The organism is Pseudomonas sp. zjy_15 (assembly GCF_043101865.1).
Lineage (GTDB): Bacteria > Pseudomonadota > Gammaproteobacteria > Pseudomonadales > Pseudomonadaceae > Aquipseudomonas > Aquipseudomonas putida_Y.
Map to the genome: position 1 here is coordinate 34614 of NZ_JBICII010000105.1, position 15041 is coordinate 49654.

The 15041-nt window shown below is 61.6% G+C and carries 10 protein-coding genes and 3 pseudogenes; 5 read left to right on the plus strand and 8 right to left on the minus strand.

The features are described from left to right. Positions 1 to 18 precede the first annotated feature (18 nt). The 5 genes from ACF8EF_RS19720 to ACF8EF_RS19740 all read right to left on the minus strand — a co-directional run bounded on the left by ACF8EF_RS19720 (position 19) and on the right by ACF8EF_RS19740 (position 8352). Positions 19 to 2280 carry an ATP-dependent DNA helicase gene (locus ACF8EF_RS19720; RefSeq protein WP_392462369.1) on the minus strand — a complete coding sequence of 754 codons (2262 nt, stop codon included), beginning with the start codon at positions 2278 to 2280 and terminating at the stop codon, positions 19 to 21. Next, positions 2277 to 3926 carry a VRR-NUC domain-containing protein gene (locus ACF8EF_RS19725; RefSeq protein ID WP_176684022.1) on the minus strand — a complete coding sequence of 550 codons (1650 nt, stop codon included), beginning with the start codon at positions 3924 to 3926 and terminating at the stop codon, positions 2277 to 2279. Before ACF8EF_RS19725 ends, ACF8EF_RS19720 begins: the two co-directional genes overlap by 4 nt. 146 nt (positions 3927 to 4072) lie before the next feature. Further along, positions 4073 to 5428 (minus strand): GntR family transcriptional regulator, encoded by a 1356-nt coding sequence (locus ACF8EF_RS19730; protein WP_392462371.1) that lies wholly within the window; start codon positions 5426 to 5428, stop codon positions 4073 to 4075. Then, positions 5428 to 6813 carry a hypothetical protein gene (locus ACF8EF_RS19735; RefSeq protein WP_176684024.1) on the minus strand — a complete coding sequence of 462 codons (1386 nt, stop codon included), beginning with the start codon at positions 6811 to 6813 and terminating at the stop codon, positions 5428 to 5430. The genes ACF8EF_RS19730 and ACF8EF_RS19735 overlap by 1 nt, the downstream gene beginning before the upstream one ends. A gap of 516 nt (positions 6814 to 7329) precedes the next feature. Then, the gene (locus ACF8EF_RS19740) at positions 7330 to 8352 is read right to left on the minus strand and encodes a zinc-dependent alcohol dehydrogenase family protein (RefSeq protein ID WP_176684025.1); all 1023 of its coding nucleotides are present in this window, start codon (positions 8350 to 8352) and stop codon (positions 7330 to 7332) included. 206 nt (positions 8353 to 8558) lie between these two features. On the opposite strand from ACF8EF_RS19740, the gene ACF8EF_RS19745 reads away from it, so the two are divergent. From ACF8EF_RS19745 to ACF8EF_RS19760, 4 genes and pseudogenes are all read left to right on the plus strand, one after another. Continuing rightward, positions 8559 to 9473, plus strand: coding sequence for a LysR family transcriptional regulator (locus ACF8EF_RS19745; protein ID WP_003253946.1), 915 nt, complete (start codon positions 8559 to 8561; stop codon positions 9471 to 9473). 161 nt (positions 9474 to 9634) lie between these two features. Further along, positions 9635 to 9933: pseudogene (locus ACF8EF_RS19750) on the plus strand (type II toxin-antitoxin system PrlF family antitoxin). A 282-nt stretch (positions 9934 to 10215) separates the two neighbouring features. Beyond that, positions 10216 to 10794 carry an NAD(P)H-dependent oxidoreductase gene (locus tag ACF8EF_RS19755; protein ID WP_176684026.1) on the plus strand — a complete coding sequence of 193 codons (579 nt, stop codon included), beginning with the start codon at positions 10216 to 10218 and terminating at the stop codon, positions 10792 to 10794. A gap of 161 nt (positions 10795 to 10955) precedes the next feature. Further along, positions 10956 to 11339: a MerR family transcriptional regulator gene (locus ACF8EF_RS19760; protein ID WP_176684027.1), complete on the plus strand. Its 384-nt coding sequence runs from the start codon at positions 10956 to 10958 to the stop codon at positions 11337 to 11339. 69 nt (positions 11340 to 11408) lie between these two features. Here ACF8EF_RS19760 and ACF8EF_RS19765 read toward each other — a convergent pair. The 3 genes and pseudogenes from ACF8EF_RS19765 to arfB all read right to left on the minus strand — a co-directional run. Then, a pseudogene (locus ACF8EF_RS19765) lies at positions 11409 to 11863 on the minus strand (transporter); the annotation flags it as partial. Then, positions 11859 to 12299: pseudogene (locus ACF8EF_RS19770) on the minus strand (outer membrane lipoprotein-sorting protein); the annotation flags it as partial. The pseudogenes ACF8EF_RS19770 and ACF8EF_RS19765, both read right to left, overlap by 5 nt. A gap of 242 nt (positions 12300 to 12541) precedes the next feature. Further along, entirely contained in the window at positions 12542 to 12955 is a 414-nt protein-coding gene (gene arfB, locus ACF8EF_RS19775) for an alternative ribosome rescue aminoacyl-tRNA hydrolase ArfB (protein ID WP_392529300.1), read from the minus strand. Positions 12956 to 13207: 252 nt separating this feature from the next. Between arfB and ACF8EF_RS19780 the strand changes: the two genes are divergently transcribed. After that, positions 13208 to 15040: an AAA family ATPase gene (locus ACF8EF_RS19780; RefSeq protein WP_176684029.1), complete on the plus strand. Its 1833-nt coding sequence runs from the start codon at positions 13208 to 13210 to the stop codon at positions 15038 to 15040. Position 15041: the final 1 nt, after the last annotated feature.

The window sequence follows — 15041 nt, forward strand, 5'->3', positions numbered from 1 at the left end:
CGCCCAAGGCAAAGACCGCTAGATAATAGCCACCGGCCACCAGTCGGGAAACATCTGCTGCACCCGGGGCTCGGCGAAGCGTTCGTCAATCAGCACCAGTACGCCCCGGTCCTGGTCACCCCGAATAACCCGGCCCGCCGCCTGGATAACCTTGCGCACGCCCGGGTAGAGATACGCGTAATCGAAACCCGCACCAAATTGCCGCCCCAGGCGCTGTTTGAACTGCTCGTTGACCGGGTTGACCTGAGGTAGCCCCAGGGTGGCGACAAACGCGCCAATCAGCCGCGTGCCGGGTAAATCCACCCCTTCGCCGAAAGCACCGCCCAATACGGCAAAGCCCACACCTCGGCCATCGGCGACAAAGCGATCGAGAAATGCCTGACGGGCCGCCTCGTCCATGCCCGGCGCCTGTGCCCACAGCGGAATCTGACCATGCCGCTCGGCCAACAACCCTGCCACCTGTTGCAGGTATTCGAAGCTGCTGAAGAACGCCAGGTAGTTACCCGGCATGCGCTGATACTGCCGGGCAATCAGGTCAACGATCGGCGCCAGGGAGGCTTGGCGCTGCTGGTAACGGGTGGACACCTGGCTGGCAATGCGCACTTCCAGCTGTTCGGCACGGAACGGGGCGGCCACTTCCAGCCAGGCGGTATCGGCTGGCATGCCCAGCAGGTCGCTGTAGAAGTGCCGTGGGCTCAACGTGGCGGAAAACAGCGTCACACTGCGCGCCGCCTGCATGCGTGGTGCCAGCAGCCGTGCCGGGGTGACATTGCGCAGGCACAGGGTGGCCAGCCGCCGTTTGCGCGGGCCCTGGCGCTGGCTGATGTCAAACAGAAAGTGCTCGTCGAACAGTTCGGCAACCCGGCAGAACTGCAAGGCCTGAAAATAGAACTGCAACACCTGGGGGTCCATGTGCGTGGGCGCCTGGTTCATCTGCTCCTGAATCAGCCCAACGCACTGCTGCAGGGCGCGCAACAGCCCTTCAGGCAGCGACTCGCTGGCCTGGTACGGCGCACGCTGCTCTTTATACAGCGCGTTCCATTGCCTGTTGAGGCGCTCCAGCGCACTGACCAGCCCAGGCGGTTTGCTCTGGCGCAACGCCAGCAGCTGGCCCTGGTCAAGGCTGGCGCTGTACATGCCGCGCCCACGCTCGACCAGGTTATGCGCTTCGTCCACCAGCACTGCCACTCGCCACTGGTTGAGTTGGGTAAGGCCGAACAGCAACGCATGCGCGTCGAAGTAGTAGTTGTAGTCGGCGACCAGCACGTCGACCCAGCGCGCCATCTCCTGGCCCAGGTAGTACGGGCATACCTGGTGCGCCAAGGCCACTTCACGCAGGTTGGCTCGGTCGAGCAACGGTACTGCTGCAGCAGCCTCGCGCGCAGCCGGCAAACGGTCATAGAAGCCTGCGGCCAATGGGCAGGACTCACCATGACAGGCCTTGTCCGGGTATTCACAGGCTTTGTCGCGAGCGATCAGCTCCAGTGTGCGCAACGCAGGTTGTGGCGTGGCATCGGTGATCTGGCGCATGGTGTCCAGCGCGAGCGCCCGGCCTGGTGTCTTGGCGGTGAGAAAAAACAGCTTGTCCAGCTGCTGCGGCACCATGGCCTTCAGCAGCGGGAACAAGGTACCGAGGGTCTTGCCAATGCCGGTGCTGGCCTGGGCCATCAGGCAACGGCCGGTGCTAACCGCCTTGTACAAGGTTTCAGCCAACTGCCGCTGTCCCTTTCGGAACTGTGGGTACGGGAAACTCAGCGCCAGCAGGCCTTGGTCACGTTCGGCCAAGCGTTGTTGCTGCAATCGGGCCCAGCCCAGAAAGCGCCGACACTGGGTTTCGAAGAAGGCCCGCAACTCGGCAGCCGAACAGTGCTCACTGAACAGCGTCTGGCCATCGCTGTCCACGTCGAGGTACACCAGCGCCACCTCGATGGCCGGCAGTTGTCGCGCCTGGCACATCAACCAGCCATAGACCTTGGCCTGTGCCCAGTGCAACTGACGGTGATTGGCCGGTTGACGCGCCAGATCGCCACGGTGCGTCTTGATTTCTTCCAGGCGATTGCTGCCAGGGTCATAGCCATCGGCACGGCCCCTCACCGTCAGGGTTTCGAACTGGCCTTCAAGGGTGATTTCCGACTCGTAGCCAGCAGCACGCCGTGCCACTATCCGCTGATGCCCTTCGATACCCTCCTGGGCGGTGGGCGACGGCGTGAAACGCAGGTCCAGGTCGCCGACCTTGGCACTGAACTCACACAAGGCGCGCACCGCTACGCTGTAACTCAAGGCGATTCGCTCCAGCGCACGTGGCACACCGCGACCGGCAGGCCGTGTTGCCGGCAGAACTCCAGCCAGCGCAGCTGATTGTCCTGCAGGCGATCACCAGGCCCCTTGACCTCGACCATGCGATAACGGCCCTGCTCGGGCCAGAACTGGATCAGGTCGGGCATGCCGGCACGGTTGCTGCGAATGTCCTGCAACAGGCGCAGGAAACATTGCTTGAGCGCAGCGGCCGGCAGGCAGGCCAAGGCCTGCTCCAGCAGCGCCTCGCTGAGCATGGACCAGAACACGAACGGCGACTGCAGCCCCTGTTTGGCCACGTAGCAGTCGAGAATCGCCTGACGATGGCTGCCATCGTCGAGCTTCCCGAGGCAGCGCTCGAACAGTGCACTGCGCCGTTGCTGGAAGTCGTTGTCGTGCAGGTCCTGTGGTGCGGCCTGGAACGGGTTGAAGAATGCGCCGGGCACCGGGGCGAAGATGGCCTCCCAGCACAACAGGCCGAACAGGCTGTTGAACAGCGTGTTCTCCACGTAATGCGCCTGCCCCCCCTCTTGCATCAGGTGCTGACGCACGGCTTCTTCAACGCCCAGCGCAGCATGCCCGCGGGGCAGCTCGAGCTCGATCAGTTCCAGCGGCGTGGTGCGCTGGCGCCGCTGGGGCGGGCCGCCGAGTTTGCGCGCCAGCCGTGGCAGCATGCGCTGCAGCGCCTGCTCCTCCAGCGCGTTGGCCGGTGCCGCAGCCAGTTGCAATGCCAGTGCATGGGCCTGGTGCCACTGTTCGCTGCGCTCCAGCACCCTCACCTGGCGAATGCGCGCCTGGGGATGGTTGCACTGCGCATACACGGCCGTGGCCAGGTCCCATTCACCCAGGCGCTCGCATTGTTGGCCCACGGCGAATTGCAGCCGCGCATGGCGCCGGGCCAGCCAGGGGTTGTCGCTGTGCAGGCCCTGCAGGGTGGCAAGGATCGGCACCGGGTCGCCGCCCTGCTCCAGGCGCTCGGCGCACTGGTGCAGCGCCATCGCCAAGTCGACATCGGCACGTTGCTGCAGGGCGCGAGAATCAGAGCTGAACGGTACCTGCTCGTAACGCAGCAAGCCCAGGTCGGCGAGGACGAAGTCTGACCAGTCCTGGTACAGGTTGCCGAAGAACAGCAGGCGCATGCGGTCGCACAGAGGTTGCAGGCACCACTGCAGAATGCGCACCTCGCTGTCGGGAAACCATTCGCCCAGTGACCGCGCCGCCAGCGCCAGGGGCTGCAACTGTGCCAACAGCTCATGCTTGGCAGCGCGCGGGCGGCTCAGTTGCCGGGCGAAGCAGCGGGCCAGTTCTTCCTTGCGCAGCAAGGCGAACAGCTGTTCAAGGTCCAGTTGCTCGGGTTCCCGTACCCAGCCGAGGGCCAACAACGGCTGCAGCGCCAGTGCGGTATCGCCGATTTCGGCGTAGTCGAGCCGATCACTGCGAAACAACTCGCCTTTGCGCATGACCATACGCACCATCAAGGCCTGGGCTGGCGCTTGCAGTTGCCTGAAGGCACGGATGAAGGCCAGTTCCTGGTCATCGAGCAGGTCCTGGTAGCGCTGTTCGACCCACGACACTACCTGGCGGAAGTTATGCAGGTAGTAGAACGGGTCGTCGACGGAATGGGCAATCACGGGATGGCATCAGGTAGCAAAAACAGACACTGGTTATACATACAGAAAAGCGTAGCTGACAAGAGCCGTGGGTCAGCCCGTTGACTCGTTCTCTTGACTTGTCGGCCCCTTCGCAGCACATGCCGGTGCCTGCAAGCGCCTTGATCTCAACTTGAGAAGCGGGTGCTTCGCCCGCAGCGCACCTCAAGCGCCTGCGCCAGTCGCCTTACCGCCAGTTGCAGCTCATCCGGGTCCCCCCGCAGCCAGATCAATGCGAGGTGTTGAGGGTAATGCCCCGGCAGACCGAACTGCTCGCCCGGTAGTGCATGCAATGCAGAACCTGCCAACGCTGCGACAATATCGTCCCACGCCAGCGGCTGGCGGAAGCTCACCCACAGCATTTGCCCACCTTGCGGCCTCTCGAAGACCACGCGCTGGCCGAATTGCGACTGCAGCACATGCGCCAGATATTGCGTACGCCTTTGCAAGTCTGTGCGCTGCTGTACCAGGTGCGTTTCGATTTCCCCCTTGCCGAGCATATGAGCAAGCGCCTGCAAGCGAAGCGGCGCAAGCCGAAACGCTCGCTCGGCGAATGCCTTGGCCAACACGGTGTCACGGCTCAGTAAATAGGCATACGGCGCCTCTGCCCCCACCGCGGCCTCGAACGTGCCCATCACCAACAGCCAGCGCGGGTCGATCCAGTCACGCAGGCGTGTGCTCGGCGGCCCGTCGTAACAGAGCTCGCTGTCCAGGTCGTTTTCCAGCAGCCATATCGGGTGTTGGCCGAGCAACAACCCAAGCTGCTGCTGATAATACGGTGAAACCAGCCGCCCTTGTGGCATGCCCAGGCAAGACGGCATGACCAACAGGCTTACCGGCTCGCTCCCAAGCAGTTGGGCCAAAGCGTGCAGTTCGGGGTTGCCACGGGCATCCCGTGGTACCTCCAGCACGCGCATGCCGACACGCGCCAAGGCGCGCAACACTTGCCAGCAACAGGGCGAATGCACCAACGCAGTACCACCTTGCATGGCCAGTGCCCTGAGCAGTGTCTCCAGTAACGCCAGCACATCGGGGGCCAACTGGACGTCATCGGCCTGCCAGTACTGGTTGGAGCAGCGGGTGTATCGCTCAGCCACAGCGCTACGCAAACGGGCGCTGCCAACCGCTTCCCACGAGGCGACGCTGCGATCACGCCGACGCGCCAAACGCCGTTCGTGACCAAGCAGAATGCGCTCCAACAGTGGCTGCGTCGGCAAGGGAGGCTGCCGCGCCACCTCTACAGCCTGATCTTTGCCAGCGTTTTGTACGTAATAGCCCGACCTCGGCAGGCAATGTACGCGGCCCTCCTCTTCCAGCAGGCTGTAGGCACTCTGCACCGTGGCCAACGACACCCGCAGCCGCCGGGACAGTTCACGCAATGACGGCAACCGGCATGTGTCAACGCCGGCAGCCTGGTCGATCAACGCTTCCAGGTAGCGATACACCTTGCGATACGCGAACTCGCCAGGGGCCGCTCGCCCCATCAAGGCAGCCCCGCAGCACCACGCCGCCGCCCCAACGCCTGTTTCGGCAGCAGCCTCAGGTGTACATCGCGGCGGGCCAGGTTGTTAAGCAGGCGCCATCCCGTCAGCGGTAACTGGCCATCATAAATCTGCCGCAGTTGCCCCAACGGCAGGCCACTGGTGTTCACCAGCCAGGCTTTGACTGCGTCAGGGCAGGGTTTGCCTTGCAAGGCCCTGTGCAGGTACGGCAACGCCACTACCATGTCGGCATGCCGGCACTGCAAGAACCGCTCGAGGTTTTTCCCCTGCCTGGCAAACGGGCTGAACAGCAGGCACATCATTTGGGCCTGATTGATGCCGTAGGCTTTGCCAAATAGCAACGGGGTGGCGTCACGCTGCTTGCTGCCACCCGCCTGCCCTGCCAGCTTCAGCGCTGGGCGACCGGCCTGCGGCTCCAGGCTGCGGGCACGCAGTTCATGCAACTGTGCCGTGGCTAGCGAGTCGACGAACTCAGACAGCGGCAAAGCATCCGCAGCAGCCTCGAAGTGACAACCCAGCATCGCGTCAAGCTGCTGCTCTTCAAGCAAGTGCGGTAGCAGGTCATCAATAGCAATCAGCCGCACCGTCGCACGCTCCGGTACGGCGCCCGGTATCAGCCCGTGCTGGCCACCCGGTGCGCCCCCAACAGCGCCGTGCAATCGGCTCAGACCTTGGGCCAGTGCCGCCAGGCACTGGTGCACTGCATGCGGGCCACGCTCGCCGGCCAGGCGCAGGCTACGCCGGGCCCACGCCAGGTATCGGCGCCGCTGGAACCCGGACACGGCAGTGACCAATGCATCGGGAGGCACCGCCGACTGCAGCGCATGATCCACAGCCCCCGCCAGCTCCAGGTGCAAGCGGCAACCCAGCAGGGCTTCAGGCCTGGCATCGATCATGTGGCCGAACATCAACAACGCATCCCTGGCAAGCAGCCAGCGCTCAGGCACTACCGAAAGCCGACAACTGAACGGCACCACTGCGCGCCCCTCGATCATCTGCAATTGCACCCGCGGGTCATCCTGCATGAACAGGGCGCTAAAACTGCGCTCGTGAGCTTCCAGCGTGGCGCTGTCGGCAACCGGCAGGCTGACCACCAATACCCGCAACTGGAAGGTTACCGGCGAACGCAGGGCAATACTCAGTTGCGCGGCACGCAACATGGCCAGCAGCCGGCTGCTATGGCGGTCGCTACCTTGCAATAGCTGCAAGCTGAAAGTACCGATGTACTCGGGCCCACCTGCAGCAACCAACAGGCGTTGTATCAACAACTGCAAGGAAGCGCGCTGCGCCTGAGACATGTGGTTCAACAAGCGCTCGAGTACTTGCTGGTAGATATAATGCATCGCCTGGTCGTGAATAGCAGTCACGCAATCACCTCATCAACTTCATGCAGCCAGCGCATGCCGTACCAACCATTTCAACTTGAACATGCGCCAAACTTACCCAGAAGAAATTTCCTACAACCAAATGAAAGTAATGACGGAACCCTTCACTGTCGCCAAGCCATCGAGAAAAAACCACCACTGCGATGCCCTGTCGCTGTCACATGCTGCTCTATACCAGGCATAGCCATGCTCATCCCAGGTTCCTTGCACAAACTATCATTGGGCCATTATCGAGAGGGAGGCAGCGCGAATTGAAGACACAGTTCACGGTAAAAAAACCATTCAGCGACCGCGTCAGTTCACAGTGGCTCGCAAGGGAAAAGCGTTCAAGGCTGAATATTTGGCGGGATATTTCTGAAACCCCAAAGACCACTGACTTATATGTAGTCCGCGTCGCAACTTATTGTAGGAACAGTCCTACTTAAAAAGTTGGATCACTTTACCCCGCGCACAAAAAACCCGGGGCCTGCCCGGGTTTTCTGGTCATTTCAGTAACCGTCAGTGTTGCGCCATGTCCAGCACCACCCGCCCGCCGCACGGGCATTGGTCCATGTAACGATGCGCCTCGACCACCTGCTCGAACGGGTACACCTTGATGATCTGCGGCGTCAGCAGTTGGTCGGCGGTGAACTGGTTGATATCGCGCAAGGCACGCTGCAGTGCCACCTGGTCCTGGCTGATGCCAAGCTCTGGCTTGCCGGTGAAATTACCGATGCAGTGCACATAGAACTGAATGTTTTTCTGGAATGCCGCGCAGGCCGGGAACGGTGTCTGGTTGCCGCCTTGCAGGCCGTACAGCACCAGGCTGCCACGCGGCGCCAACACATCGCCCAACAGCGACATCTGCGGGCCACCCATGCCATCGAGCACCATGTCCACGCCGCGGCCATCGGTGTACTTGCCAATCTGCAACAGCAGGTCTTGCTCTTCAGTGACAATCACTTTGTCTGCGCCCAGACCCAGCAGGTACTCTCGCTGCGCCGCATCCTTGGTGGCGGCGAACACTTTCAGCCCCAGGGCCCTGCCCAGCTGCACGAAGGCAGGCCCGGCGCAATGGCTGGCATCGGTGACCAATGCTGTCTGCCCGGCCTTGGCCCGTGCCAGGTCTACGTAGGCGAAATAGGCAATCAGCAGCGGGGTGTAGTGCACGCTGGCCTCGATCGGGGTGAGCACATTCGGGTAGCGAGTAATGGCCGTACGCGGCAATACGATGACATCGCCGTAAACCGGGTGGTCGTTGGCACTGGTGGCCGGGAAGCTGGCAACCCGGTCACCGACGGCAATGTCATCGACCCCTTCACCGACCGCCGTCACCACCCCGGCCATTTCATGACCGATCCCTGCTGGCAGACGTGCCTGGGACGGTGCCAGATTCTGGCGCCAAAGCACGTCATACCAGCTGACGCCAACCGCTTCGACACGGATCTGCACCTCGTCGGCAGCGGGTGACGGTTCGGCCTGGTCTTCGCAACGGAGCACATCAGCAGCGCCGAACTTGTGGAAACGGATCATGCGGGACATCGCATACCTCGCCTTTGTGAACCTCTAATTACCACTGACTCTATCCGGGCTTTGCCCGTTAGACCATCAGTGGCCATTAATAGTCGACATGCTTGTCATCGATTGGGCACCTGACTTTCCCTGCGATTGGTCCCCCTAAACCCGTGCAGGGTAACAGCCTTTGGCCTTAAGATTCACCTCTGCCCCACATTAGGCGAAGCGCACCGATGAATCGAAACGACCTGCGTCGTGTTGACCTCAACCTGCTGATTGTGTTCGAAACGCTGATGCACGAGCGCAGCGTGACCCGTGCCGCAGAAAAACTGTTTCTCGGCCAACCGGCCATCAGCGCGGCGCTGTCGCGCCTGCGCAACCTGTTCGATGACCCGCTGTTCGTGCGCACAGGGCGCAGCATGGAGCCGTCGGCACGAGCCCACGAGATCTTTGCCCTGCTGTCACCGGCGCTGGATTCGATCTCCACTGCAGTCAGCCGCGCTGCCGAATTCGACCCGGCCACCAGCAATGCGGTGTTCCGCATCGGCCTGTCGGACGACGCCGAGTTCGCCTTGCTGCCGCAACTGCTCAAGCGCATTCGCGCCGAGGCGCCGGGTATCGTGCTGGTGGTGCGACGGGTCAACTACTTGCTGATGCCAACCCTGCTGGCCTCGGGCGAGATTTCGGTGGGTGTCAGCTACACCAGCGAACTGCCGGCCAACGCCAAGCGCAAGGTGCTGCGCCGCAGCATGCCGAAACTGCTGCGCGCCGACAGCGTACCCGGCAGCATCACCCTGGATGACTTCTGCGCCCGGCCCCATGCACTGGTGTCGTTTGCCGGGGACTTGTCCGGGTTCATCGACGAAGCCCTGGAAGAAATCGGCCGCAAGCGCCACGTGGTGCTGGCGGTACCGCAGTTCAACGGGCTGGGGAGCTTGCTGGCAGGCACCGATATCGTGGCTACGGTACCGGACTACACGGCGGATGCACTGACGGCCGCCGGCGGCTTGCGGGCCGAGGATCTGCCGATACCCGTGCGCAGTTTCGAACTGCACATGGCCTGGCGCGGGGCACAGGACAATGACCCCGCGGAGCGGTGGCTGCGGTCGCGGATACAGATGTTCTTTGGGGACCCTGACAGTCTTTAGAGGATCGTGTCCCGAGAGGTGGTGTAACTCATCCTGCGGCGCTACTGAGCGTCCTCCCCGCCTTTGCTTGATCAGCAGAAAACCAAGATTGACCATGTAAGGGTTATTCCTTACCACTCAATCAATACGTCCGGGAGAACGCTCATGCCTGCCTCCACGAAATCGCCACGTTGACCTCGAAGGGGCAGGTCACAGTGCCCAAGTCCGTTCGCCAGCTTTTAGGCCTCGACACGGGTGGCAAGATCGCATTCGACGTACACGCCGGGGAAGTCGTGGTCAGCCGCGTAGAAGCCATCCATGAGGCCCCTGCCATCGGTGCGTTCCTGGGTTTGCTGGAGGCTGACATCCGAAGCGGGCGCAACCTCACCACCCTGCCGGAAAACCTGGCGCAAACCATGCTCGCCAATGCGGGCCACGCTGTAAATCGGACGAAGATATCGACGGTGAGGTCGCAATCTGATGCTGCGACATGGCTGGACACTGTTGTTCCATGAAGGTGTGACTTAACAGCGACTGGGTGACGGATTGCACGTTAGACACCGCCCCCCTCGGTGCTTCCACTGTAATCCACTCGTAGCTGCCGGAAAAACGCACATTGCGTTTCTGCGCCCCCTCATTCAACGGTTTGCCGGGCGACACCCGAGCGCTGCTGGACTGTTTGTCTCTACCGCTAACCGGCAAGGCTTGACTCTACCGTAAGGGGCAGACTTTACCCTTGGCACTTCATTACCTGGAGTTTGTCATGAAGCGCAAACGCATGCTCGTAATCCTCGGCCACCCTTCGAACAACAGCTTTTGCGGCGCTGTGTCCGAACGTTATGTCGAGGCCGCCACGCAAGCAGGCCATGAGGTGCGCCTGCTGCGCCTGGACACCCTGGATTTCGATCCGGTCTTGCACGATGGCTATAACCAGATCCAGTTGCTTGAGCCCGATTTGATCGACGCACAGAACGACATTACCTGGGCCGAACACCTGACATTGGTGTACCCGATCTGGTGGGGCGGCATTCCGGCGTTGCTCAAGGGGTTCTTCGACCGCGTGTTTCTGCCCGGTTTTGCCTTCAAGTACCGCAAGGGCTCGCCCTTCCCGGATAAGCTGCTCAAGGGCCGCACGGCTCACCTTTTGGTGACCATGGACACGCCACCGTGGTACTACCGGTGGGTGTATCGCATGCCGGGCCTGCACCAAATGCGCAAGACCACCCTGGAGTTCTGCGGCATAAAAACCCTGAAAACCCTGACCTTCGGTCCGATATTGGGCTCCAAGCCGCAACAGCGCGAAGCCTGGCTCAAACAAGTCCAGGCAGTCGCCAGCCGCTGATCGGCCCCGGTCGGGCCGTGCCCCTGCGCTGCCCAGCCGAGCCTCCCTGCTGTGACACCTTGTCCAGGCTTCCCACACCCTGATGCTCGTGCAAAGATGTCGCGCGCCTGTACGAGCACGCGACATCTTTTCGCCTCTGATGCGTCAAAAAAGGGATTTTCATGTACATCGGCAAAGCGGCCCAACTGTCGGGCACCACCGTCAAAAGCATTCGACATTACGAAGAAATCGGCCTGTTGCCCCCCCCGCAGCGCGAAGGCAAGTACCGCATCTACAGCCAGCAAAGCGTAGAGCTGCTGACCTTCATCAAATGCGCTCAGCAACTCGGTTTCAAGCTAAAGGAAATGCAGGCCATTCTGCAGGATCATCGCGGCCAGGCGCTGCCCTGGGATCTGGCCATGCAGGCCATCGATAGCAAAAAGCAGGAATTGATGGGGCAGATCCAGACATTGCAGCAAGTGCATGACGGCTTGGTTGAGTTTGAGCTGAGCCTCAAAGATGCTCAGATGCGATGCCAGTTCGAACACCTGGAAAAAGCCCGCTGAATCCGCTCCGCTGCCCCTGAACGGCCATGGCGCACGGTGCCGTTTTCAGCACGCAGGCGCCCCGGCGATTTAGCCTGGCACAGCCCCACCCCCGGCTGCTCACCCTCTTGCACTGCTGGCTGCGGCACAATCGCGGCAAAGAACCACGGCGAAATCAGCGTGACCTGCAAAATGCTAATGAAGCCGCTGGATGACAGCGCCAGTATCACCAATACACCCAGGTCAATGACGGTTTTGTAGGCGCAGAACAGTAGCGCGACAAAGCCCATCGAGAAGATCACGACGTTGACCGCCGTCGAGCGCCCGACGCCCTGCATGGCCGCCAGGATAACCTCGTCGATCTCGATGCCCTTCTGCACCAGCATCCTGATCCGTGACAGCAGGTGAACGGCGTAATCCACGACGCCCACCACCAGGAACGTCACCAGTGTGGTACCGATGTTCAAATCGATATCCAACAGGTACATACTGCCGTACACCGTCATCGACGTGGTCAGCAACGTCAGCATGCCGAGGATGGGCAGACACGGCGTATTCCGGCAAGTCGCCGGCTATCAGCCCGCACTTGATCGCAGTCTGCGTGAACAGGCGGTCGTCCAGCGCGACGTTGTACTGCAACTGGTTGAAGCGCAGCCGAGAGCGAGTACCGGCGATGAAGTCCTCGGTTTCGCTGTGGGTAGTGCTGTCGATCTGGTCGAGGTCGCCATAGGAGTAGTCGCTACCCATGAACGCCCCGCGTTTGTCGGTGGTGGAAATCCTTCGGGTCTGTCGGCTGACCGGCAAATACATCCATTGGCTGTCTTCGAGGCCCAGGACCTCGCGCGGGTTTTCGATGTGAAAGGCGACGTCACGCACATCACTCGGCGCGGAGAAATACAGGGTGAATGTGTCGCTGTCCGGGTAATCCTTTTGCAGGTAGCTGAACTCGCGGATGCGGCTGTTTCCTTGGGATCCTGACAGTCTTTAGGCGTCGTCGGGCGGGCTGTTCATCTGACACTCTCTTTTAGCCAGCCGTACATGCGCTTGATGCAGCCGCACTGTAGAGCCCAGGCGCTGTACGAAAAGCCTTGATACTTGTTCATGCTGCGTTGAAAACAGCCTCGGAATGCTCATGTACTCCAGTACAGTCGGGCGCGACCCCGGCCGTTCCTCGGCTGTTTTCGCCTTGCCTGACCTGCGTCTCAAGACTTTTCGTACAGAGCCTAGAACTCCACCTTGCCCCGCCCCCTCTTGATAGTGCTGCGTCTGGCTTTTCCTTCGAGCCGGCGGGTCTTCGAGCCGAGGATCGGCTTGGTGGGGCGGCGCTTCTTCTCGGTCTTGCCGGCAGCGATGATCAACTCGGCAAGACGCGTCAGTGCGTCAGCGCGGTTCTGCTCCTGGGTGCGGTACTGCTGGGCCTTGATGATCAACACGCCGTCACCGGTGATGCGACTGTCACGCAGCCCTAACAGCCGCTCCTTGTAAAACTCGGGCAGCGACGATGCCGGGATGTCGAAGCGCAGGTGCACCGCGCTGGACACCTTGTTGACATTCTGCCCACCCGCGCCTTGCGCGCGAATGTATGTCAGTTCGATGTCGGCATCCGGCAGATGCACGTTATTGGTGATGGTCAGCATGACATGGCCCGTGTAATTGCCCCCATTATTACAGCCTGCGCCGCTGTCCCATAGCACCACGCACAATTCCTTGAATCAGCGCCGAAATCTACCATTGCTGAACTCATGGACTTGTCTGGCTGCCATCCTTGGTACGTATCGAGGCATACTTGAAATGCTGCCCTCCAACGCGCTGAACTTTCAGACAGCAATACTGGAAAATGCGCGCAAGGACCAATACCCTGCCAAGGATACAACCTAGACGAGTTGAACATGTCAGGGACTACACCGTTTCAAACCCCGCGTTGGATGCGTGACCTCGTCCGCTTCCTGCCACTGAAAAGCCAATTCGTCCTGTCGGGCAACATCCGCGACCTCCAGGCTTGTGAGGTCGTTCCTGGCACGGTCACGGCCCAGAGCTTCAACCAGACCCTGTGCAATGCCCTGCTCGACACCGGCTATGGCCATGTGCTGGCTTGGGACCCGGTGGCTGGTTTTCGTGTGCTTGGCAAGCCCGGCAACGACCCGGCACCGGGCCAAGCCCTGCTCCAGGAACTCGGCCTGACCCCGGTGAACGGCGCCGCGCCTGCGGGTATCGACCTGCTGGCCGCCACCATGCAGCGGCTGCTGGCACGCACCGATACGCCTGTCGCCCTGATCATCGACTTCGCCTCGCGCCTGGCGGTACGTAGCGATTCCTTGAGCGCGGCCGAGCATCAGCTGTTCACTCAGGCCTTGGTGCATGCCCACCAGGCGCGCAGCCGGCCCCAGCCACAAACGCGCAAGCCTTTCTTCAATACGCTGCTGTGGCTGGTGGAGAAAGAAGGCGACCTGCCGGACTGGCTGCTGGTCGACAACCCCCGGATTCGCCACATTCCCGTTTCCAAACCTGACCAACTGGCCCGCCGCGCCCTGGCCCCGGCGCTGCTCAAGGGGCTCGCCGGTAGCCAAGAGGCGAGTCTGGAAGCGCTCGCCCAGGCCGCGGACGCCTTCGTGCAGAACACCGAAGGCCTGCTGCTGCTCGACCTCAGCGCCATCGCGCAACTCGCACGGGTCGAAGGTGTGGGCATGGTGCAGATCGCTGATGCCGTGCGCCGGTATAAAGTGGGTGTCACCGAAGACCCCTGGCTGCGCATCGATCGCCAGCGCATTCGCCAGGGCGAAGAACTGGTGCACCAACGGGTAAAAGGCCAGGACCACGCCGTGACCCACATGCTCGACATCGTCAAGCGGGCAATGACCGGCGTCGGCGCCAGCCGCAAGGGCAATCGCCCGCGTGGCGTAGCCTTCCTGGCTGGGCCGACCGGGGTGGGCAAGACCGAGCTGGCCAAAACCATGACCAGCCTGCTGTTCGGCGACGAAAGCGCGTATATCCGTTTCGACATGTCGGAATTCAGTGCAGAACATGCCGACCAGCGCCTGATCGGCGCACCACCCGGCTATGTCGGTTACGACGTCGGTGGCGAACTGACCAATGCGATTCGCGAGAAACCCTTCAGTGTGGTGCTGTTCGACGAGATCGAAAAAGCCCACCCGCGCATCCTCGACAAGTTCCTGCAAATTCTTGACGACGGCGTACTGACCTCCGGTCGCGGTGACCGGGTGTACTTTTCCGAGGCGCTGATCGTGTTCACCTCCAACCTGGGCATCTACCGCCTGGGCGAGAATGGCGAGCGCATTGCCAACGTGCTGCCGGGCGAGCCTTACGAGCAGGTTCGGGAGAAAGTCCACTGCGAGATCGACCGGCATTTCAAGCAGGTGCTCAATCGTCCGGAGATCCTCAACCGTATCGGCGAGAACGTCATCGTGTTCGACTTCATTCGTGAGGATGTCGGTCAGCAGATCTTCGAACAAATGGTCGATGGCACCTTCAAGGACCTGCAGCAGCAGAAACTGCACGTGGCCATCGCCCCTGAGGCGCGCCAGGCATTGCACGCTTTGTGTCTGCGCGACCTGTCCAACGGCGGCCGTGGCATCCGCAACCAGCTCGAGGCGCATCTGCTCAACCCGCTGGCGCGGGCCCTGTTCGACCAGGACGCTCAACCTGGCGAGCATTTCACCATCAGCCGTCTGGGTGTCGGCGAATTGACCCTGGAACGCCGTTGAC

Excerpts from the sequence above, each read along its gene's own strand:
- ACF8EF_RS19730 (WP_392462371.1), bottom strand. The coding sequence starts at position 5,428 with ATGGGGCGAGCGGCCCCTGGCGAGTTCGCGTATCGCAAGGTGTATCGC.
- ACF8EF_RS19740 (WP_176684025.1), bottom strand. The coding sequence starts at position 8,352 with ATGTCCCGCATGATCCGTTTCCACAAGTTCGGCGCTGCTGATGTGCTC.
- ACF8EF_RS19745 (WP_003253946.1), top strand. The coding sequence starts at position 8,559 with ATGAATCGAAACGACCTGCGTCGTGTTGACCTCAACCTGCTGATTGTG.
- ACF8EF_RS19755 (WP_176684026.1), top strand. The coding sequence starts at position 10,216 with ATGAAGCGCAAACGCATGCTCGTAATCCTCGGCCACCCTTCGAACAAC.
- ACF8EF_RS19760 (WP_176684027.1), top strand. The coding sequence starts at position 10,956 with ATGTACATCGGCAAAGCGGCCCAACTGTCGGGCACCACCGTCAAAAGC.
- arfB (WP_392529300.1), bottom strand. The coding sequence starts at position 12,955 with ATGCTGACCATCACCAATAACGTGCATCTGCCGGATGCCGACATCGAA.
- ACF8EF_RS19780 (WP_176684029.1), top strand. The coding sequence starts at position 13,208 with ATGTCAGGGACTACACCGTTTCAAACCCCGCGTTGGATGCGTGACCTC.